The sequence below is a fragment of the Blastococcus capsensis genome, assembly GCF_030165005.1.
Classification (GTDB): domain Bacteria; phylum Actinomycetota; class Actinomycetes; order Mycobacteriales; family Geodermatophilaceae; genus Blastococcus; species Blastococcus capsensis.
Map to the genome: position 1 here is coordinate 74691 of NZ_JASNNW010000008.1, position 20343 is coordinate 95033.

General features: G+C 75.5%; 16 protein-coding genes. All 16 read right to left on the bottom strand.

What is annotated here, in order from left to right:
* Positions 1-4: 4 nt before the first annotated feature.
* Positions 5-1351, bottom strand: a complete 1347-nt coding sequence (locus QOZ86_RS09150) for a glutamine synthetase family protein (RefSeq protein WP_284491653.1) — start codon at positions 1349-1351, stop codon at positions 5-7.
* The gene (locus QOZ86_RS09155; protein WP_284491654.1) at positions 1348-3129 is read right to left on the bottom strand and encodes an IucA/IucC family protein; all 1782 of its coding nucleotides are present in this window, start codon (positions 3127-3129) and stop codon (positions 1348-1350) included. The genes QOZ86_RS09150 and QOZ86_RS09155 overlap by 4 nt, the downstream gene beginning before the upstream one ends.
* Complete coding sequence (locus tag QOZ86_RS09160) at positions 3113-4435, bottom strand: MFS transporter (protein WP_284491655.1); 1323 nt, start codon at positions 4433-4435, stop codon at positions 3113-3115. The genes QOZ86_RS09155 and QOZ86_RS09160 overlap by 17 nt, the downstream gene beginning before the upstream one ends.
* Positions 4432-5712, bottom strand: a complete 1281-nt coding sequence (locus QOZ86_RS09165) for a lysine N(6)-hydroxylase/L-ornithine N(5)-oxygenase family protein (RefSeq protein ID WP_284491656.1) — start codon at positions 5710-5712, stop codon at positions 4432-4434. The genes QOZ86_RS09160 and QOZ86_RS09165 overlap by 4 nt, the downstream gene beginning before the upstream one ends.
* Positions 5709-7415, bottom strand: coding sequence for an IucA/IucC family protein (locus QOZ86_RS09170; protein ID WP_284491657.1), 1707 nt, complete (start codon positions 7413-7415; stop codon positions 5709-5711). The genes QOZ86_RS09165 and QOZ86_RS09170 overlap by 4 nt, the downstream gene beginning before the upstream one ends.
* Positions 7412-8818, bottom strand: coding sequence for a pyridoxal phosphate-dependent decarboxylase family protein (locus QOZ86_RS09175; RefSeq protein WP_284491658.1), 1407 nt, complete (start codon positions 8816-8818; stop codon positions 7412-7414). The genes QOZ86_RS09170 and QOZ86_RS09175 overlap by 4 nt, the downstream gene beginning before the upstream one ends.
* Positions 8815-10182 carry a diaminobutyrate--2-oxoglutarate transaminase family protein gene (locus QOZ86_RS09180; RefSeq protein ID WP_284491659.1) on the bottom strand — a complete coding sequence of 456 codons (1368 nt, stop codon included), beginning with the start codon at positions 10180-10182 and terminating at the stop codon, positions 8815-8817. Before QOZ86_RS09180 ends, QOZ86_RS09175 begins: the two co-directional genes overlap by 4 nt.
* Entirely contained in the window at positions 10179-11498 is a 1320-nt protein-coding gene (locus QOZ86_RS09185; protein ID WP_284491660.1) for an alanine racemase, read from the bottom strand. The genes QOZ86_RS09180 and QOZ86_RS09185 overlap by 4 nt, the downstream gene beginning before the upstream one ends.
* A gap of 276 nt (positions 11499-11774) precedes the next feature.
* Positions 11775-12710, bottom strand: coding sequence for an ABC transporter substrate-binding protein (locus QOZ86_RS09190; protein WP_284491661.1), 936 nt, complete (start codon positions 12708-12710; stop codon positions 11775-11777).
* A 191-nt stretch (positions 12711-12901) separates the two neighbouring features.
* A complete protein-coding gene (locus QOZ86_RS09195) occupies positions 12902-13915 on the bottom strand; it encodes an NADPH:quinone reductase (RefSeq protein ID WP_284491662.1) in 1014 nt (337 codons plus the stop codon).
* Positions 13916-14081: 166 nt separating this feature from the next.
* Positions 14082-14450, bottom strand: coding sequence for a hypothetical protein (locus QOZ86_RS09200; RefSeq protein ID WP_284491663.1), 369 nt, complete (start codon positions 14448-14450; stop codon positions 14082-14084).
* Positions 14451-14553: 103 nt separating this feature from the next.
* Entirely contained in the window at positions 14554-14970 is a 417-nt protein-coding gene (locus QOZ86_RS09205; protein ID WP_284491664.1) for a hypothetical protein, read from the bottom strand.
* Between the two features lie 86 nt (positions 14971-15056).
* A complete protein-coding gene (locus tag QOZ86_RS09210) occupies positions 15057-15491 on the bottom strand; it encodes a cupin domain-containing protein (protein ID WP_284491665.1) in 435 nt (144 codons plus the stop codon).
* 99 nt (positions 15492-15590) lie between these two features.
* Positions 15591-18206, bottom strand: coding sequence for a bifunctional FO biosynthesis protein CofGH (locus QOZ86_RS09215; protein WP_284491666.1), 2616 nt, complete (start codon positions 18204-18206; stop codon positions 15591-15593).
* 108 nt (positions 18207-18314) lie between these two features.
* The gene (locus QOZ86_RS09220) at positions 18315-19160 is read right to left on the bottom strand and encodes an ABC transporter permease subunit (RefSeq protein WP_284491667.1); all 846 of its coding nucleotides are present in this window, start codon (positions 19158-19160) and stop codon (positions 18315-18317) included.
* Between the two features lie 227 nt (positions 19161-19387).
* The gene (locus QOZ86_RS09225) at positions 19388-20329 is read right to left on the bottom strand and encodes an ABC transporter ATP-binding protein (RefSeq protein ID WP_284491668.1); all 942 of its coding nucleotides are present in this window, start codon (positions 20327-20329) and stop codon (positions 19388-19390) included.
* Positions 20330-20343: the final 14 nt, after the last annotated feature.

Below are 20343 nucleotides of genomic sequence, written 5' to 3' on the forward strand. Positions count from 1 at the left end.
GGGGTCACCGGCGCTCGAAGCCCCGCCCCCGCTCCCACTCGGTGACCGTCGCGCCGTAGGCGTCCCACTCGGCGCGCGCCGCGCTCACCAGGGCGTCGACGAGTCCGTCGCCGAGACCCTTCCGGGCGACCTCGCTGCCGTGCAGGAGATCGGCGGCCTCGGCCAGCGACGCCGGCAACGCCGGGGCGTCGGGCCGGGGCCGGCCCCGCACCGGGTCGGGCAGGGGCAGGTCGTTCTCGAGGCCGTGCCGGGCCGCCAGCAGCACCCCGGCCAGCGCGAGGTAGGGATCGGCGTCCCCGCCCGGCACGCGGTGCTCCAGCCGCAGCGAGGCCCCGGACCCGACGAGCCGGAGGGCCGCCAGCCGGTTGTCCGGCCCCCACGCGACCGAGGTGGGCGCGAATGCGCCGGGCCGCAGCCGCTTGTAGGCGTTGACGGTCGGCGCGAACAGCAGGGTCAGCTCGCGCAGGCAGGCCAGCTGACCGGCCAGCATCCGGCGCAGGAGCGGGGACTCGCCGTACGGCCCGTCGCCGGCGAGGACCGGCGCGCCGTCGGTGTCGTGCAGGCTGACGTGCAGGTGGCAGGAGTTCCCCTCGGCGGCGTCGTACTTGGGCATGAACGTCAGCGCCATGCCCTCCTGCGCGGCGATCTGCTTGGCGGCCGTCCGGTAGAACGCCGCCGCGTCGGCGGCGGCCAGCGCCTCGCCGTACCGGAAGACGATCTCGTACTGGCCGGGAGCGCACTCGCCGCGTGCGGACTCCAGCCGCAGCCCGGCCGCGACGGTCTCCCGGCGGAGCCGCCGGGTCAGCGCGTCCATCCGCTCCAGCCCCACCAGTGCGTAGTCCACGCCGGTGCGGCTGGCCGGGGTGAGCCGCGACCACCCGGCGGCTTCGGCAGCGGCGTAGGACTCGAGGAAGACCCGGAACTCCAGCTCCACGCCCGCCAGCGGGACCAGCCCGTGCCCGGCCAGTGCCTCGACCTGCCTGCGCAGCACCTGCCGCGGCGCGACCTGGACCGGTGCGCCCCCGGGGTGGCGGGCGTCGGCGAGCACCAGGACGGTGCCGGGGTCCCAGGGGAGCGGGCGCAGGGTGGCCAGGTCGGGCACGAGGACCATGTCGCCGTAGCCGGTGCCGTCGGGATCCAGCTCGGACGACGGAGCCGTCACCGACATGTCGACGTCGGTGGTGAGCAGGTAGGTGCAGGCGCCGAACCCGTCGGCCACGGTGCTGTCCAGGAAGTGCCGGGCAGACAGCCGGGTGCCCAGGAGCCGGCCGGCGAGGTCGGGCAGCGCGAGGACGACCTCGTCGACCAGGCCGGCGTCGACCTGGCCGCGGAGCTGATCGAAAGTCGTCACGCCGGCACCCCCGCGGGCAGGGCCGCCGGGACCGGGGCGGTGGCCAGGGGGTTGGCCACGCAGCCGTGCACGACGTCGGGCGCGGCGTCGCGGTCGGCCCGGTCGTGGAACCCGCCGCCGGTGAGGTGCTCCCGGTTCAGCGCGATCCGCTCCACCTCGGGGGCGAGGAGGCCGAGATCGTCGAAGGCGTCGGCCAGGTCGGGATGGTCGGCCCGCCACGACAGCAAGGCGTCGCGGACGACGGACCAGAAGGTGTCCTCCGGGAGGCCCAGGTGCTCCTCGGCCACGCCGGCCAGGAACCGGAAGTGCCCGGCCAGCACGGCGCTGATGATGCTGTGGGCCATCTCCTGCGCGGGCCAGCGCACCAGCACCCGGTCGGCCCGCTCCGACAGCCCCGGGTAGGCGTGGCCGGGCAGCAGCGTCACGTCCTCGGCGAAGTCCTTGACCAGGACCCGCACCGGCACGTCTCCGGTGTCGTAGACGACCACGGTGTTCTCGCCGTGCGGGCAGAAGGCCACCCCGTGGCGGGTGAGGCAGAGCAGCAGCCCGGGCAGCAGCGCGTCGCAGAGGCGGCGCAGCCACTCCCGCGGAGCCAGCCCCGAACGGCCGACGACCTCGGTGAGCACGGCCCGGCCGGCCGGGTCCACGTGCAGCAGCGCCGCCAGCGACCGGGCCCGTTCCCCCGGCCGCAGGTGCGCGGCGACCGGCTCCCGCCAGACCGCGCCCAGCAGCTCGCGGTAGCGGTAGGGCGCGTCGTCGACCTCGTCGTAGCGGTCGTGCGCCACCACGACGCTGGCCACCTCGCCCAGCAACCCGAGCCCGGTGGCGCGCAGCTCAGGGTCCCCGGCCGGCAGCGTCGCCAGCCATGCGCTCACGTCCGGGGCGGCCGCGGTCGCGCGGGTCCCGAGGCCCCGCCACACCAGGGTGTTGCGCATCAGCAGCGGCGTCTTGACGTCCCGGTGCCCGGGGGCGACCAGCGTCCGCACGGACTGGACCGGCCGGTAGTCCACCGGCCCCTTCCCGAGCGGCACCAGCCGCCGGTCGGCCAGGTAGCCGGCGAACAGGGTCCGGACGACGGTCTCGTCCTGGTAGGGGTGGACGGGCAGCCACACGTAGGCCGCGGGGTCGGTGACCTGGCCGGCGAGCGTCGCGGCGAACCGCTCCCGGGTGACCGGGTCGAGTTCCTCGGCCAGCAGCCGCTGCTGGTCGAGTCCCGGGACGCCCTGGTACGCGGCGACCGACCGGTGCGCGGCGTACCAGCGCAGCGCCACGGTGCCCCGCGCCTCGGGGGCGTAGCGGTCGAGGTCCGCGGCGTCGAAGCCCAGGCGGCCCTTGTTGAGGACCAGCACCGGGTGGCCGGTCAGGTGCTGCTCCAGCTCGGCGTAGGGCAGGTCGGCCAGCTCGCCGGCCGGCCGGCCCTCGGCCAGCAGGCGGGCCTCGGCCGCCTGCGTGGCGGTCAGCTCCCGCACCACCTCGGCCGTGGTCGGGCCGTCGAAGCCCAGCACGGAGCGGGCGTCGAGGACCAGGCGGACCGGGTCGACGGCGGGCTCGTCGCCGCGGGAGACGCCGGCGGGGTCCACCCGCCACGTCCCGAAGCCGCCCCGGCGGGCGCGGAACCGGTACACCGGCGCGTCGGGCAGCTCGAGCCGCCAGCCTCCCGGGCCGTCGGGGACGGGGACGAACAACTCCTCGTAGGAGAGCTCGGACAGCGCCTTGGCGACCAGCAGCCGGCCCGCGTCCTGCCAGGTCGAGGTGGTCACGTCAGGGGATTGGTTCATCGCGGACCTCCGGAACGGGGGTGGGTACGAGGACGGCCGGGGTCGGCGCGCCGGGGACGGCGGAGGGGACGGCGGCACCGGGGGCGTTCGGCGGGGCGGCCGCGGTGGCCACCGAGCGGAGCGTGGCGAGCGCGGCCACGGCCACCAGCAACGCGGTCGCCACCACCAGCGGCCCGGGCAGCGCGGCCGCCGCCGCGGTGGTCGCCAGCACCGGGGCGGCCAGCAGCGCGCCCGAGCGCGCGGTCTCCACCGCGGCGAAGCCGGGACCGGCGGTGCCCACGGCCGCGAACACCCGCACGTCGACCGCCACCGCCAGCAGCCCCAGGCCGAGGCCGAAGACGACGCGGCCGGTGGCGAGCGCGGGCAGCGAGCCGGCCCCGGAGAGCGCGCCGACGGCCTGCAGCGCCAGCCCGGCGCCGGCCACCAGCGCGCTGCCCGGCAGCAGCCGGGGCCCCGACCATCGGCTCAGCGGCCGGGCCACGGGCAGGACCGCCAGCGCGGCGAGCGCCGGCAGCAGGAACAGGACGGCGGCCGCGGTCAGCGACCCCCCGCCGCGGAGCACCAGCTCGGTGAAGAAGGGGCGCGGGACGGCGATGCCCAGGTCGACGAGGACGGCGACGGCGGCCACGGCGGCGAGCGCGCCCGCCCGCAGCCGCCGTCGGGGAACGCCGCCGTCCGGAGCCGGTCCGGCGGCGTCCTCGCCCGCCGGTCCGGGCACCGCGGCAGGAACCGCCGGGGCCTCCGCAGGCCGCCGTCCGGTCACCGCCCGCCAGACGCCGACGGCGAGCGCGACGTCGGCGACGGCGAAGGCCGCCAGCCCGAGCCGGGGCTCCGGCAGCGCGAGGACCCCGGCACCCACCGGCGTGGCGAGCACGGCTGCGGCGTGGAAGACCGCCGCGTAGACGATCACTCCCGACAGCCGATCACCGGGCCGGCCCCGGTCGGCGACGGCCACGAGCGCCGGATAGGCCAGGACCATCGAGCTCCCCGTGGCGACCGAGCCGGCGGACAGGGCGGCGAAGGCGGGGAACGAGGGGGCCAGCGCGAGCGCGAGGTCGAACACCGCCGAGCCGAGGAGCCCGGCCACGATCAGGTGCGGCAGGGGCCATCGGCGGGCGGCCAGCCCCCACAGCGGCAGGGCCAGCAGCCCGGCGGTCCGGCAGACGGCGAGGTAGGTGCCGGTCGCGGACAGGTCCGCGATGCCGAACAGGTCGCGCAGGAGCCTGGGCCAGTACGGCGTCAGGGCGGTCTCGGCCACCAGTTGGAGGGCGACGACGAGCGCCAGGACCGGGCGGGCGGCCCTCACGGCGCGCCGAAGGTGGTGAACGCGCCCTGCTGCGGCTCCTCCACCAGGGGTCGGCCGGTGATCGCCCCGAGGATGGTGGCGCTGCGCCAGGCACCCAGGCCCAGGTCGGGCGCGCCGACGCCGTGCGTGTGCGTCTCGGCGTTCTGCACGTAGAGCGCCCCGGAGCAGCGCAGGGCCACGCGGTGGTCGGCACCGATCCGGTAGCGGCCCTGCTCGTCGAGGTCGAGCACCGGTAGCAGCGGGTCGAGCAGTGCCGGCCGGCGGGCGGCGTGGCCGGTCGCCAGCACCACGCCCCCGGTCGGCACGGAGAAGGTGCGGTCCTGCTGCACCTGCCGGCACTCCAGGACGTAGCCGTCCCCCTCGGAGCGGGCGGCCTCGACGGCGACGGCCGGCTGCAGCACCGCGTCGACCCGGCGTCCGCCGACGGTGCGCTCGTAGAGCAGGTCGTAGATCTCGGCGATCGTCGTCGTGCTGATGCCCTTGTACAGCTGCCACTGCGCCGGCAGCAGCGCGTCCCGCGTGGGCTGCGGAAGGCCGTGGAAGTAGCCGGTGTAGTCGGGGGTGAAGTGCTCCAGCCCCAGCTTGGAGTACTCCATGGGCGCGAAGGCCGGCGTCCGGGTCAGCCAGCGCAGCGACGTCCCGGTCTCCGGCTGGGCCCGCAGCAGGTCGAGGAACACCTCCGCACCCGACTGCCCGGAGCCGACGACGGTCACCGAGGCGGCCTCGTGCAGCGCCGGGCGGGCGTCGAGGTACTGCGCGGCGTGGACGACCCGCTTGCCCAGCAGGTCCTCGAACGGCGCCGGGACGACGGGCTCGGTGCCCACGCCGAGGACGACGCTGCGGGCCCGCAGGGTGCGGCGGTCCCGGGTCGTGGTGTCGGTGACCGTCGCGACGAAGGCGTCGCCGTCCCAGGCGAGGGCGTCCACGCGCTGCCCGAACCGGCAGCTGGGCAGCGACTCCGCCACCCAGCGCAGGTAGTCGTCGTACTCGGACCGGGGGACCTGGAACCGTTCGGCCAGGTAGAAGCGGAACAGCCGGCCACGGGTCTTGAGGTAGGCGAGGTAGGACCAGCGGCTGGTCGGGTCGACCAGGGTGACGAGGTCGGCCAGGAAGGGCACCTGGAGCGTCGCACCCTCCAGCAGCAGCCCGGGGTGCCAGGACAGCCCCGGCCGCTGGTCGAGGAAGACGGCGTCCAGGTCGTTGACGCCGTCGGCGAGGGCGGCCAGGGACAGCCCGAAGGGCCCGAGGCCGATCCCGAGCAGGTCGTGGGTCCTCACCTGCGCACCTCACGCAGCGGGTTGGGGATCTGCACGTACACGGACTGGGCGGCGACCGGGCCCTCCAGCTCGTCCCGGCCGTCGATGCCGGTGAGCAGGTTGGCCTTGACCGGCAGCCGGTCGGCCTCCAGCAGCAGCGCGGCGGCCGGGGAGGGGTCGGGGCCGGCCAGCTGCCGGTGCAGCACGTCGGCGAGCACGCCGAGCAGGTCCAGCTCGTCGGCCAGCCCCGCCCCTGCCAGCGCGGCGGCGCAGCCGAGCAGGTTGTTGACCCCGAGGTAGTACACGACCCGGTCGGTGACCAGCTCGTCGTCGAAGACGAGGCCGGAGTGCTGCCCGATCCCGGGCAGCAGGGCCTCCAGCCGTGGCACGCGGGAGGCGGCGGCGTACCAGCCCTGGTTGTCGCGGTACCAGCCGCGGTCGGGCAGGCCGTCGTCGTCCAGCCCGACGAGCACGTTCTGCAGGTGGGCCTCCAGGCCGATGCCGTAGCGGCCGTGCAGCCACAGCAGGGGCGTCGCGACGGCGTCGAGCCACCGCCGGTACCACCGGGCCGCGGCCTGGGGCACCGTCAGGCCGGTCCGCTCGGCGACCCGGTGCACCAGGTCGGCGGCCGGCGGGCGGCCCCGGTCGGGGCGCGCGTCGAGGAGCGCCCCGGCGCACGCCACCCGGTCCGCCGGCCGGAACGGCTGGTCACGGATCACCGTGTCCAGCCCGATCGGCCCGCCGGGCCCGTCGACTCCCACCCAGGCCGGGTCACGGACCAGCCCGAAGCAGGGGTGCGCGGCGACCAGCGCGGCGCCGAGGCCGGCGTCGACCAGCTCGGCGGTGCGGACGCCGAGCCGCAGCTCGCCGCGCAGGTTCTCCCGGCGGCTGTTCGTGACCCGCAGTCCGAGGCTCAACTTGAGCATCACGGGCGCGTCCGGGTGGGCGACGGTGCGCAGGGAGGAGGTGGCCCACCACGGGGGCCCCGCGGGGCCGAGGTCCACCAGGTCGCCGCGTTCCAGCAGGGCCGCCGCCCCGGGGCGTGCCGCCAGCCGGGCCGCCTGCCACGGGTGGGCCGGGACCGGGACGAAGCCCGCCGGTACCGCGAGGTTCCCGGCCAGCCCGCGGAGCAGGGTGGGGACGTCGCCGGTGGCGCTGCCGGTCGCGACGACCGCCCGCCGGGCGGCGAACCAGTGCAGCGGGAAGCGGCCCCGCGCCTCGGGCGCGTAGGTGACGTCCTCGGCGTCGGGCAGGCCGTCGTGGCTCTTGGTCATCGGGTGCCAGGGGTGCCCGGCGAGCAGCCCCTGCTCGGCGGTCAGCCACCGGGGCAGTCCGGCCGGCGGCCCGGGTTCTGCGGCCCGCAGCGCCGCGTAGCCCGCGGCCCGGCCGGCCGACTCGGTGATCCGGGCGCGGGCGTCCTCGGCGTGACCGGCGGGCAGCCCGGCGCGGGCCGTGGCCTCGGCGGTGAACCAGCCCGCGACGGCGTCGACGTCGAGGATCGCGCCGTCGGGCGTGGTGACCGCGCCCAGGTCGTGCCGGCCGCTGGGGGAGCGGCGGACGACGTCCACCACGAGGGCCCGTCCGGTGGCCGGGAGGTCCACGCGCACGGGGCCGGGGCCGGGCACCGGGGCGCCGGTCTCCCGCAGCCAGCAGCGCACCAGCACGTCGAGAGCCTCGGCCCTGGCCTGCCGGGCGGGGGAGGGAAGGGGCGGGGCGGCGGTCATGCGGCCTCCTCGGCGGAGCCGGCGGCGAGGACCAGGTCGATCAGCGCGTCGACGTCGGCCGGTGTGGCCGCCGGGTTGAGCAGGGTGAGCTTGAGGTGCACCCGGCCGTCGAGCTCGGTCCGCCCCACGACCGCGCGCCCCTCCCGCAGCAGCCGGCGGCGAACGGCGGCGTTCAGTGCGTCGCCGCCGCGGTGGCGGAACACCACGGTGCTGAGCACCGGGGTCGCGGCGAGCTCCAGCCGGGGCTCCTGCAGCACCCGCGCCGCGGCGTACGCCGCGAGGTCGCAGCAGGCATCCACCATGGCACCGAGCCCGGCCCGCCCGAGGGCCCGCAGCGTGACGGCGATCTTCAGGACGTCGGCGCGGCGGGTGGTGCGCAGCGACCGGCCGAGCAGGCTGGTGTACCCGGCCGCCTCGTCGTCCGCCGGGTTGAGGTAGGCCGCCCGCCGGTCGAGCGGGGCGAACGCGGCCACCTCCCGGGTGAGCAGCACCCCCGCGGCGGCCGGCTGCCAGCCGAACTTGTGCAGGTCCAGCGAGACGCTGTCGGCCTGGTCGAGGCCGGTCAGCAGGTACCTGCGACGGTCGGAGAACAGCAGTCCACCACCGTAGGCGGCGTCCACGTGCAGCCAGCCCCCGTGGGCGCGGACCAGCTCGGCCACGGCCGGGAGCGGGTCGATGGACCCCAGATCCGTGGTGCCGGCCGTGGCCACCACGACCGGGCGCTCGCCCGCCGGTGCGCCGTGGAGCAGGGCGGCCAGCGCGGTGGGGTCCATGGCGTGGCCATCGCCCACCGGGACGGGGACGACGGCCGGCAGGCCCAGCAGGTGGGCCGCCCGCTCGACGGAGAAGTGCGCGGCGGCGCCGGCGTACAGGCGGACCGGTCCGGGTGCCGCGTCGCGCGCCAGGAGGAGCGCGGTGTAGGTCGACCCCGTCCCGCCGGTGGTCATCACCCCACCCCCGCCCGGAAGGCCGGCGAGCTCGCCCAGTGCGGCGACCACCCGCTCCTCGAGCACCGTGGCGGCGGGGGCCTGGTCCCAGCTGTCCAGGGACTGGTTGAGCGCACTCGCGGCGAGGTCGGCAGCCACCGCGACGGGCAGCGGGGGGCAGTGCAGGTGGGCCGCGCACGCGGGATCTGCCGGGTCCGCGGCGCCGGCGGCGACCGCGGCGACCAGGCCCGAGAGCGCGGCCCGGTCGCCGATCCCCAGCGGCGGCAGGACGCCGCCGGCCAGGGCGGCGTCGACGTCGGCGGCCACCTGCCGGGGACCCCCGGCCGGGACGGGGCCGCCGCGCGCCGCCCGCCCGGCGGCGAGCGCGTCGAGGGAGAGGGCCACCAGGTCGGCCAGCCCCTGGTCCGCGGGGCCGGCGAGAGCGGTCGGCAGGGGGGTGGGGAGCGCGGTCGTCATGCCCGGTGCCCCCGCCCGGCCTCGGCCAGCGCGGCATCCAGCCGGTCCAGCACCTGCCCGGCCTCCTCGTCGGTCATCACCAGGGGCGGCAGCAGCCGCACGACGCTGTCGTGCCGCCCGCCCAGCTCGACGATCAGCCCGCGCCGGAGGCACTCGGTGCGCACCGCGGCCGCCAGCGCCGGCGCGGCCGGGCGGGCGCCGGTGCGGTCGGGCGCGGCGTCGGGTTCCACCAGCTCGATGCCGATCATGAGCCCCCGGCCGCGGACCTGGCCGATCGACGGGTGGATCTTCGCCAGGCCCTCCAGTTCGGCGCGCAGCCGCCGGCCCAGCGCCTCGGCGCGCTCGGGCAGCCGCTCGGCGCGCACGTACCGCAGGGTTGCGGCGCCGGCGGCCATCGCCAGGGTGGTCCCGCGGAAGGTCCCGGTGTGCGCCCCGGGCGCCCAGGAGTCGAGGTGGTCGGCGTACACGACCACGGCCAGCGGAAGGCTCCCGCCGATCGCCTTGGACAGCACCATCACGTCCGGCTCGACGTCGGCGGCCTCGAACGCCCACATGGTGCCGGTGCGGCCGACGCCGGTCTGCACCTCGTCGGCGATCAGGGGGATCCCGCGTTCCGCGGTGATCCGCCGCATCTCCCGCAGCCACGGCAGCGGGGCCGGGATGACGCCGCCCTCGCCCTGCACCGCCTCGACGATCATCGCCGCGGGCGGGACGACCCCGCCGTTCGGGTCGTCGAGCAGCCGTTCGACGTAGCGCGCGGACACCTCTCCGGATGCGTCCCCGAGCCCGAACGGGCAGCGGTAGGCATAGGGATAGGGGAGGCGGGTGGCCTCGGCGGCCACCCCCGCCATCGGCTCCTTCACCGCCACGCCGCCGGAGGCGGCCAGCGCGCCGGCCGTCATCCCGTGGTAGCCCCCGGTGAACGCGGCCACCCCGATCCGCCCCGTGGCCGTGCGGGCCAGCTTGAGAGCCGCCTCCACGGCGTCGGTGCCGGCCGGGCCGCAGAAGTGCACCTTGGCGCGGCGGGCCAGCCCCGGCGGGAGTGCGGCGAACAGTGCGTCGGTGAACTCGTCCTTCTCCGGTGTGGCGATGTCGAGCGCGTGCCAGGGGGCGCCCCGCTGGATGACCTGCTGCACCGCCTCGACCACGACCGGGTGGTTGTGCCCGAGGGCCAGCGTCCCGGCTCCGGAGAGGCAGTCGAGGTAACGGCGGCCGTCCGCCCCGGTCACCGTCATCCCCTGGGCATGGACGGGCACGATCCGCAGGTTGCGGGCGTAGGTGCGGGCGGCGGACTCGCGGGCCGCCTGGCGGGCGAGGACCCCGCTGGGCTCGGGGGGCGCGGTGCGGTCGATGGCGAGGCTCACGGGACGACCTCCAGGGCGGGAGCGGGGGCGGGGGCGGACGGGACGGACCGGGGAAGGGGGTGCGGGTGTGCGACGACGTCGCGGGTGGCCGGCGGATGGCCGAGGAAGGACTGCAGGGCGAACTCCCAGCCGTAGGCCCCGGCCTGCGGAACCACGACCAGGTCGCCGGCGCGGACCCGGTCGACGACGACGTCGCGGACGAGGACGTCCTCGGAGGTGCACAGCTCGCCGGCGACCGTGACGGCGGTCCGGTGCGCCTCGGGGCGGGGCAACCCGGCGGGCCAGTCCTCGACCGGCAGCACGGTGAGGGGGAAGGGGAAGTCCTCGGTGCCGGGCAGGGCGAAGCCGCCGATGCCGCCGCGCACGAGGACGTACGTCGTCCCGTAGGACCGTTTGACGTCGACGACCTCGGCGGCGTACCAGCCGCAGTCGGCGACCAGCCAGCGGCCGGGCTCGAGGGCGACCTCCACCCCGGCCGGCGGGGAGAGCCGGTGCAGCTCGTCGCCGAGCAGCTCGACGTCCAGGGGTGACTGCCCGCCGTAGGCGACGCCGAGACCGCCGCCGACGTCGATCCAGCGCAGGTCCACCCCGCACTCCCGGGCGGTGCGGGCCGCCCACTCCAGGCACCAGCGGATGTAGGCGGCGTGCGCTCCGGCGTCCCGGTTGCCGCAGACGGCGTGGACGTGGAAGCCGACGACGTCCAGGCCGGGGAGGGAGCGGGCCAGCGCGACGGCCTCGGGGACGTCGGCCTCGGGGATGCCGAACGGGGCCGGTCGGCCGGCCATGGCCAGCGTGCCACGCACCCCGACGGCCGCCGGGTTCACCCGCAGCCCGACCCGCACGGTGCTCCCGCGCTCGTCGGCCAGTGCGGACAGCCGGGCCAGCTCCAGCGGGCTCTCGACGTGGACGACCTCCGTGCCGGCGTCCAGCAGCGCACCGAGCAGGCCGGTGGTCTTGGCCGGCCCCGCGGCCAGGAGGCGGGGTGGCCGGCCGGCAGAGAGGAGCGCGGTGCGGGCCAGGTCCACCTCGGCGCGCGAGGCCACCTCGAAGCCGTCCAGGCCCGCCGGTCCGGCCAGGGCGCTCAAGACCGCCGGGAAACCGTTGGCCTTGACGGCGAAGAACAGCGACGCCCAGGGGGGCAGGGCCGCCCGCAGGGTCCGGGCGCGGTCCGCGGCGATCTGCGGGTCGTAGAGGTAGCCGCTGACCGTGCCCGACCGAGCGCGGGCGAGGAGCTCCGTGCGGAGCGACGGCGGAAGGGCGGCCGCTGGGAGGGCCTGCGCGCAGGTGGTGTCGGCGGCCGACGGGGGGAAGAGCATCGAACCTCCTGGCCGAGTTAGGTAAGGCTCACCTTACCCTTTGCCGAGGGTGTCTGTCGCCGGGGGTGCTCCGTGCGAGAAGCCGGTCGGCGAGCGCGCACGCTGGTGCGGGCGGGCCGGCGGATCCGCCGAGGAGCGGTCGCGGTGGAGCAGGTGCGGTGTTCCGTCGGGCACCCGGTCCCGGGATCGGGTGCCCGACGGTGCCTGCCACGGCCGGCCGGTGGGCGGCCGTGGCAGGCGAGGTCCGCGGCCCGTGGCGTCAGGGGCCCGTGGGGGTCACAGGCAGTTGGTGCCGGCGAGCTCGGCCTCCACGTCGTCCAGGACGATCCCCGCGCCGATCGGCCCGATTCCCAGCATCCACTCGTCGTCGTCGACCTCGAAGGCGCAGTCGGGCACGGCCTCCAGGAAGTCCCACACGGCGGTGACGCTGCCCTTGGTGGTCGCCCCCGGGTCGCCGTAGGCGGTCGAGAACACGATGTCCGCGTCGGCCTGGTCGATGAGCTCGGGGCTGATGTAGACCATCGAGTACTCGTCATAGGGCAGCTCGGGAAGGGTGAATCCGACGTCGGCGAGGATGCTGCCGGAGAAGGTCTCGGGGCCGTAGATGCGCGTCTCGTCGGGGAGGAAGCGCACGATCGAGGCGCTCGCCCCGTCCGCGCCGAGAGCATCGCCGATCTCCTGGGCCCGGCTCTCGTACTCAGCCAGCGCCTCCTCGCCCTCCTCGGCCATGCCCAGGGCTTCCGCCGTGGTGCCGAAGATGGCCTGCCAGCCCTCCTCGTAGTCGGTGAGGACCGTGGGGGCGATCTCGCTGAGCTGGTCGTAGATCTCCTCGTGCCGCACGGAGGAGGAGAGGATGAGGTCGGGTTCCAGCGCTGCGATGGCCTCGAGCTCGGGCTCCTCGATGGACCCGACGATCTCGATGCCCTCCGTGCGGTCACCCAGGTAGTCCGGCAGACCGCCGGCGACATCGGACTGCACCGACCCCACGGGCGTGACCCCCAGGGAGAGGGCGGTGTCGAGGTGCGGGGTGTCGAGGGTGACGACCCGCTGGGGTTGGGCAGGAACCTCCGTCGTCCCCATGACGTGGGAGACCGACCGGGTCTCCACCGCATCCTCCTGGGCAGAGGTCTCCGGGGTGTTCTCGGAGGAGGAGCCGCAGGCGCTGAGGGCGGTCACAACGACTGCGGCGGTGGCGAGCATGCGTAGGCGCACGGGGCGCACTTCCTTTCGGCGGCACGAGCCGCGCGGACGAGGGGCGGGGCTCGCAGCCGTCGTCGACATGCCGCGGGCTCCAGGGCCGTGGAACATGCCTATTAGGCCAGGCTTACCTCAGTCACTGTCGCCCGGGTCTCCCGCACGCGAACGATTGGCGACTCGACGGAGCCGCAGGTCGCCCGCCGCGGTCACGCGGTGACGTCGACCAGCACCTTGCCGACGGCGCCGTCCTGCACCGCCCGGTGCGCCTGCGCGGTCTCCGCCAGCGGAAAGACGTGCAGCGGCAGCCCGGCGTCCTCGCCCACCCGGACGGCGCCGTCGGCGACGGCGGTGGCGACGTCCTCGATGCCGAGCACCTTGGCGCGCTCGGGCTCGGTGTACACGAGCACGAACTGCCAGCGGGCGTTGAGCCCCATCTGCGCGCGCACCGGCACGGTCACCTCCGCGCCACCGTCGTCGGCGTACATGGCGACCGCCCCGTGCGCGCCGATCACCTGCGCGTCGATGCCGGCGTTGACCGCGGCGGACACCTCGACGATCGCGTCCACGCCGTCGGGCGCGACCTTGCGCACCTCGGCGACGACGTCCTGCTCCTGGTAGTCCACGACGTGGTCGGCGCCGGCCGCGGCGGCCAGCCGTGCCTTGCGCGGACTGCTCACCGTGGCGATCACGGTGGCGTCGGACCAGCGGGCGAGCTGGACGGCGGCGTTGCCGACGGCGCCGGCGCCGCCCTGCACGAGGACCGTGTGGCCGGTCAGCGCGCCGGGGCCGAGCCGGTCGGGCAGCGACTCGGCGACGGTGAGGCAGCGGTGCGCGGTGAGGAACGGGATGCCGAGCGCCGCGCCCAGCTCGAACGACGGATCGGCGCCGAGGAGGACGGCGTGCCGCGCGGGCACGACGGTGAACTCGGCGGCCGTGCCCCAGGGGCGCTGCCAGGCGGCCTCCCAGACCCACACCCGCTGACCGAGCATCGCCGGGTCGACGCCCTGGCCGACGGCGTCGACGGTGCCGGAGCCGTCCTGGTTCGGCACCTGGCCGTCGGGACCGGGCTGGGCGTTGGTGCGGGATTTCCAGTCGGTGGGGTTCACGCCGGAGAAGGCGACGCGGACCCGGACCTCGCCGGGTCCGGGGTCGGGGGCCGGTCGTTCGACCAGCTCGAGGACGTCGGGACCACCGGGCCGGGTGTAGGTGATGGCACGCACGGGCCGTCACTACCCGGGGCGTTCGGGCTCAGTCGATCCGGCGGCGACCCCGGCGCGTCGCCGATGGTGGCCGCCACCCGCAGCGCGTGGATGTGGCCGGCCTCGTCCGGCCGCCGTCCGGACGGGTGCGCCCGGCGCTCGTCGGCGACGAGGCCGGGTCGCCCCTTCAGGACGCCGTCGGCGCCTTTCCGGCGACCCGCGCCGGCAGTTCGGCCTGCACCCGGCGCCAGTGGTAGACGTACAGCGGTCCGGCGATGAGCAGCGTGGTGCCCGAGCCGACGACGTCGAGGATCTCGTGCCGCCGCTGCGAGTCCGCGGCGAGCTGCTCCTGGCGCCGGATCTCCTCCTCGTCGAGGCCACTCGGGCCCCCGGGGGTGTCGACGGGGTAGTACCCGTAGAAGCCGGGGTCGGGGTAGAAGATGCCGACCGCGCTGCGGACCAGCTGTACCGCCGCGAAGATGCTGACGACCAGGGTGATCAGGCAGACCAGGTACAGGTACACGTTGCGCAGCGTCAGACGATCGTTGACGGCCACCACGGCTCCTCTCCCGAGCACGCCGCCTGCGCAGGCGGCTGGCCGGATCGTGCCGCACGTGGCCCCCGGAGCCGGCCCGACGCTGCGAAAGCGTTATGAGCCGTCACCCGGGCGGTGAGTCGTCGTCGGTGGGCCACTCGGGGAGCGGCAGATCGGCGAGGGTCAGCAGCGACTCCACCGTCTGCTCGACCACCTCGTCGGTCGGCGGCACGCCGCCGGGGGAGGCCATCAGTCCCCGCACCTGCGCGGGGTCGACCTCGGTGCCCACCGCGTCCTTCACCCAGCGGGCGAAGCCGTCCGCCTCGGCGTCGGTGTCGACCGGCACGGAGGCGTCGGGCTCGTCGAAGTACACCCGCGGCTCGTAGCCGAGGAAGAAGCGGCCGCCGGAGGCGTCAGCCGCGCGGTAGTCGACGGTCGCGATGTCGCTGTCGTGCACGTCCACCATGAGGAACGGCACCGCGGTCGGCCGCCCGGTGCGCCAGCGTCCCTCGCTGTACACGAGCGTGCCGAAGTAGCCCATGCACCGAGGCTAGTCGCCGGGCCGCCGCGCGCCGGGAGCCTCGTCAGCCCCGCGGCGTTCCCGCTGGAACGCCTGAGCTGCCGGCACTAGGCCAACGAACCCGGGGGCAGGTTGACCACGATCGCCTCCTGGCTGCTGCGGGCGAGGACGACGACCGCCTCCTCGCTCCCCGGGTTCTCCTCGCGGTGCGGGGTCCACGGCGGTACGAACACGTAGTCGCCCGGCTCGGGGGTCAGCCGGACCTCCTCGCCGTCGCGGGCGAAGACGAACACCGGCCGGCCGGAGACCACGTAGATGCCGGTCTCGGAGTCGCCGTGGTGGTGGTTGGCCGAGGCGGTGCCCGGGGCGACGTGCGCCTCCCCCATCCAGACCTTCTCCGCCCCGACGCTGTTGCCGGACACCGCTTCCCTGCGGGTCATCCCGCTGCTCTGGCCGGTGTCGCCCGACAGCTCGGCCGCACGGACGTGGCGCAGCGGCCGGTGCCAGTGGTCGGTCGCGTCGGAGGAGCGGTCCTGTCCCATGTGCGGACGTTAGCGGACCGGTCGACGGTGAGCGCCGACGCCCGGCTCGTGGCTGCGGAACCGGGCGGCAGCGCCCACGCCCGGCTGCGGGGCGGTCGCTCAGCGCGGAGTGACCGACAGGGTGAGCCGGGCGCGGGCTTCGTCGGAGCGGGCGGTGGCGATCCGTTCGGCCGTCGGCGTGCCGTACTCCGTCGTCCGCTGGCGGGCCGGGCGGCCGATGGCGGCGGCCATCGCCTCCAGTTCGGCGATGGTCTTCAGCGAGCCGTTCTCGCTGCCGGCCATCCGGCTGATCGTCTCCTCCATCAGCGTGCCGCCGAGGTCGTTGGCCCCGCCCTGCAGCACCGCCTTGGTCCCGGCGTCGGCGAGCTTCACCCACGAGGTCTGGATGTTGTGGATCCGGCCGTGCAGCAGCAGCCGGGCCACTGCGTGGACGGCGCGGTTCTCCCGCACCGTCGGACCGGGGCGGGCGACCCCGGCCAGGTAGATGGGGGAGTTGTGGTGCACGAAGGGCAGCAGCACGAACTCGGTGAACCCGCCGGTCTCGTCCTGCAGCCCGGCCAGGGTGCGCAGGTGCCCGACCCAGTGCGCGGGGGTGTCGACGTGGCCGTACATCATCGTCGACGTCGTCGGGATCCCGACCTCGTGCGCCGTCCGGATGATCTCCAGCCAGGTCGCCGTCGGCAGCTTGCCCTTGGTCAGCACCCAGCGCACGTCGTCGTCGAGGATCTCCGCCGCCGTCCCCGGGATCGAGTCCAGGCCGGCGTCCTTGAGCCCGGTCAGGAAGTCGCGGAACGACAGCCCGGTGCGGGCTGCGCCGTTGACGATCTCCATGGGCGAGAAGGCGTGGAGGTGGATGCCGGGCTGCCGGGCCTTCACCTCGCGGGCCAGGTCGAAGTAGGCGGTGCCCGGCAGGTCGGGGTGGATGCCGCCCTGCATGCAGATCTCGGTGGCCCCGGCCGCCCACGCCTCGTCGACCCGGTCGCCGACCTGCTGCATCGACAGCGTGTAGGCGTCGGCGTCGGTGCGCCGCTGGGCGAAGGCGCAGAACCGGCAGCCGGTGTAGCAGACGTTGGTGAAGTTGATGTTCCGGTTCACCACGTAGGTGACGTCGTCGCCGTTGACGTCGGCGCGCACGGCATCTGCGAGCGCTGTCAGCGCGTCCAGATCCGCGCCGTCGGCGCCCAGCAGCGCCAGGTACTCGGCGTCGGTCAGCCCCGCCGGGTCCCGCTCGGCGTGCCGCAGCGCGGCCAGCACCTCGCGGTCGCCGGCGGCCAGCGCGGTGGAGTGCCCGTCCCGGGCGGCCGTGGTGCGGTCGCGCAGGTCGGCCCAGTCGCCGTACACGGCATCGAAGTCGCTGCGCCGGTCGCCGGTGCGCCCGACGGTGTCCACCTCGACGTGCAGGTCGGTGCGGCCCACCCCGGAGCCGACAGCCGTCCACGACTCGTCGGGCTCCTGCCACGGCAGACCGGCGGGGATCCGGCCCTCGACCGCCAGCCCGTCGGCGCCGGCCAGTGCGGAGACGTGCGGGCGCACCCGCGGGTCCAGCCACGGCTCGGGCTGCAGGACGTAGCCCGGCTGGGCGGCCAGCCGCTCGCGCAGTTCGAACCCGGCGTAATCGGACAGCTTGGCCAGTTCCTCCAGGTTCGGCCAGGGCCGCTCCGGGTTCACGTGGTCCGGCGTCAGCGGTGAGACCCCGCCCCAGTCGTCGACGCCGGCGCGCAGCAGCAGCCCGAGCTCGGTCGAATCGCTGAGATTGGGCGGCGCCTGCACCCGCGCCTTCGGGCCGAGCAGCAGCCGGGTGACGGCGACGGCGGCGACGTACTCCTGCAGCTCCAGGTCATCGTGGGCCTGCATCGCCGTCCGCGGCTTCGCCCGGAAGTTCTGGACGATGACCTCCTGCACGTGTCCGTGCCGCTTGTGCGCGTCCCGGATCGCGCCGACGGCGCCCACCCGCTCGGCGTAGTCCTCGCCGATGCCCAGCAGCACACCGGTGGTGAACGGGACGGCGGAGCGCCCGGCGTCCTCCAGCACCCGCAGCCGGACGGCGGGCTCCTTGTCGGGGGACCCGAAGTGCGGACCGCCCGGCTCCGACCACAGCCTCGTGGCCGTCGTCTCGAGCATCATCCCCATCGAGGCCGAGACCGGCTTGAGCCGCTGGATCTCCTCCCACGACAGGACGCCCGGGTTGAGGTGGGGGAGCAGCCCGGTCTCCTCCAGCACCCGGATCGCCATGGCACGCAGGTAGCCGAGCGTGGAGTCGAAGCCGTGCGCCTCCAGCCACTGCGCGGCGACCGGCCAGCGGTCCTCCGGGCGGTCGCCGAGGGTGAACAGCGCCTCCTTGCAGCCCATGGTCGCACCCGCGCGCGCGACGTCGAGCACCTCGTCCGGGGAGAGGTAGGGGGCCCTGCCGTCCTCGCGCAGCTGCCCCGGCGTCGTCACGAAGGTGCAGTAGTGGCAGCGGTCGCGGCACAGGTGGGTGAGCGGGATGAACACCTTGCGGCTGTAGGTCACCACGCCGGGCCGGCCGGCCGAGGCGAGTCCGGCGTCCCGCACCCGGCCGGCGGCGGTCAGCAACCGGTCCAGCGGCTCACCCACGCCCAGGCCACGGGCGTGCAGCAGCGTCTCGGCCTCGACCGCGTCGAGGGTCACCCCCCGCTCGGCGCGCACGAGGGCACGGCGGACGGCGGACCCGGACGGTGCAGGCAGTGCGCTCATAGCGGGGACGACGCTAGTCGCCCCTGCAGGCATAGGAAGCTATGCCTATGGGTTCGGTGCCACATCCATAGGCATAGCTTCCTATGCCTATGGGGGCTGGGCGGGTTCTCAGATGTCGCGGCGGGAGAACGACAGCGCGGTCAGGGCCCACACCACGGCGATCCAGACGGCGGCCCACGCCAGGTAGGCCGCCGTCAGGGGGGCGTCGCTCAGGAACGGGAAGCCGCCCTCCGGGCCCATCTGGACCAGAGCACCGGGGTCCTGGAAGGCGTTCATGGCGCCGCGCCAGAGGCCGTCGGTGGGCACCAGGATCCGCGACACCGTGCCCACCCGCTCGACACCCTCGTTGCCCAGCGCCCCGCCGATGCCGCCGACGACGCCCGCGACCCAGGTGGCCCCGAAGAGCCCGACCGCGACGATGCCCGAGGCCATCGGCGAGACGACGCTGGACAGCAGGAGGGCCAGGGTCAGCAGCACGACGGTCTCGGCCGCCAGCAGCGCGAGCCCGGTGGCCGGCGCCGGGGGCCAGTAGCCCACCACCGCCCGAACGATGAGCAGCTGGCCCAGACCGGCCAGGACGACGTAGCCGCAGCCGAACGTGACCAGGCCCAGCCACTTGCCGAGCAGGACCGAGGAGCGGCGGACCGGCCGGGCGAGGAGCGCCAGTGCCTGTCCCGACTCGACCTCCCCGGCCAGCGTGGGCCCGGCGAGGAACGCCGTGCCGATCGCCGCGATCAGGCTGAACCCGAACATGATCAGGTTGAGCAGCATGGAGGCCACGAGGCGGGCCTCGCCGCTGGTCATGGTGCCCAGATCGGTGTCCAGGCCGATCAGCTTCGAGAATCCCCAGCCGCTGAGCGCGAGCAGCGCCACCGTCAGCACGAGCAGCGCCCACACCACCCGCCGCCGGAACGCCTCGCGGAGGGTCAGCCCGGCGACGGTCAGCGCGATCACGTGTCCTCCTCGCTGGCGCTCGTCAGCCACGTGACCGGCGATGCTGTGTCCTTGCGTGACCTCGCGAGCTCGGTCACGTGTCCTCCTCGCTGGCGCTCGTCAGCCACGTGACCGGCGATGCTGTGTCCTTGCGTGACCTCGCGAGCTCGGTCACGTGTCCTCCTCGCTGGCGTTCGTCAGCCACGTGACCGGCGATGCTGTGTCCTTGCGTGACCTCGCGAGCTCGGTCACGTGCCCTCCTCGTGGCGCAGGACGGCGAGCAGCCGCTCCTCCAGGCTGATCCGCACCGGCTCGACGGCGTGCACCCGCACACCGAGCGCGACGAGGTCACGCACCAGGTCCGGCACGGTGACGCCGTCGTCGTCCGACGAGAGCTGCACGGTGAACCAGTCGCCGCTGCGGGCGAGCGCCCCGGCCGCCCGCATGCGGTCCTCCGCCCGGGCGTCGACGCCGGCCAGCCGCAGCCGAACCTCGCGCTGGCCGAGCAGCTCCGCCAGCGTGCCGGAGGCCGCCACCCGGCCCTGGTCGAGGATCACCACCCGGTCGCAGACCCGTTCCACCTCGCCGATGAGGTGGGAGTTGAGCAGGACGGCGACGCCGCGGGCCTTCAGCGAGAGCACGATGTCGCGGACGTCGACCCGGCCGATCGGGTCCAGCGCGCTGGTCGGCTCGTCGAGGACGACCAGCTCCGGGCGGGCGACCAGCGCGACGGCGAGCCCGAGGCGCTGCTGCATGCCCTTGGAGAACCCGCCCACCCGGTCGCCCGCCCGCTCGGTCAGCCCGACCAGGGCCAGGCATTCCCGCCGCTCGGCGGGAGGCACGTCGGCACCGGCCAGCTTCACGTGCAGGTCCAGCACCTCGGCCGCGGTGAGCCAGGGCTGGTAGCGGAACAGCTCGGGCAGGTAGCCGACGGCGGCGCGGGAGCGCGGGTCGGCGGCCCGCCGCCCGAGCAGCAACACCTCCCCGGCGTCGGGGCGGACCAGGCCCAGCAGCATCTTGATGACGCTGGTCTTGCCGGCGCCGTTGGGGCCCAGCAGCCCGAGCACCTCGCCGCGCGCCACGGTGAAGGAGACGTCGTCGACGGCGGTCCGGCGTCCGTACCGCTTGCGCAACCCGGAGCACCAGACCGCCGGGGACGGCGGCAGCCCGGCGAGCCCGTCGGCGGTCACCCCGCGGACGGTAG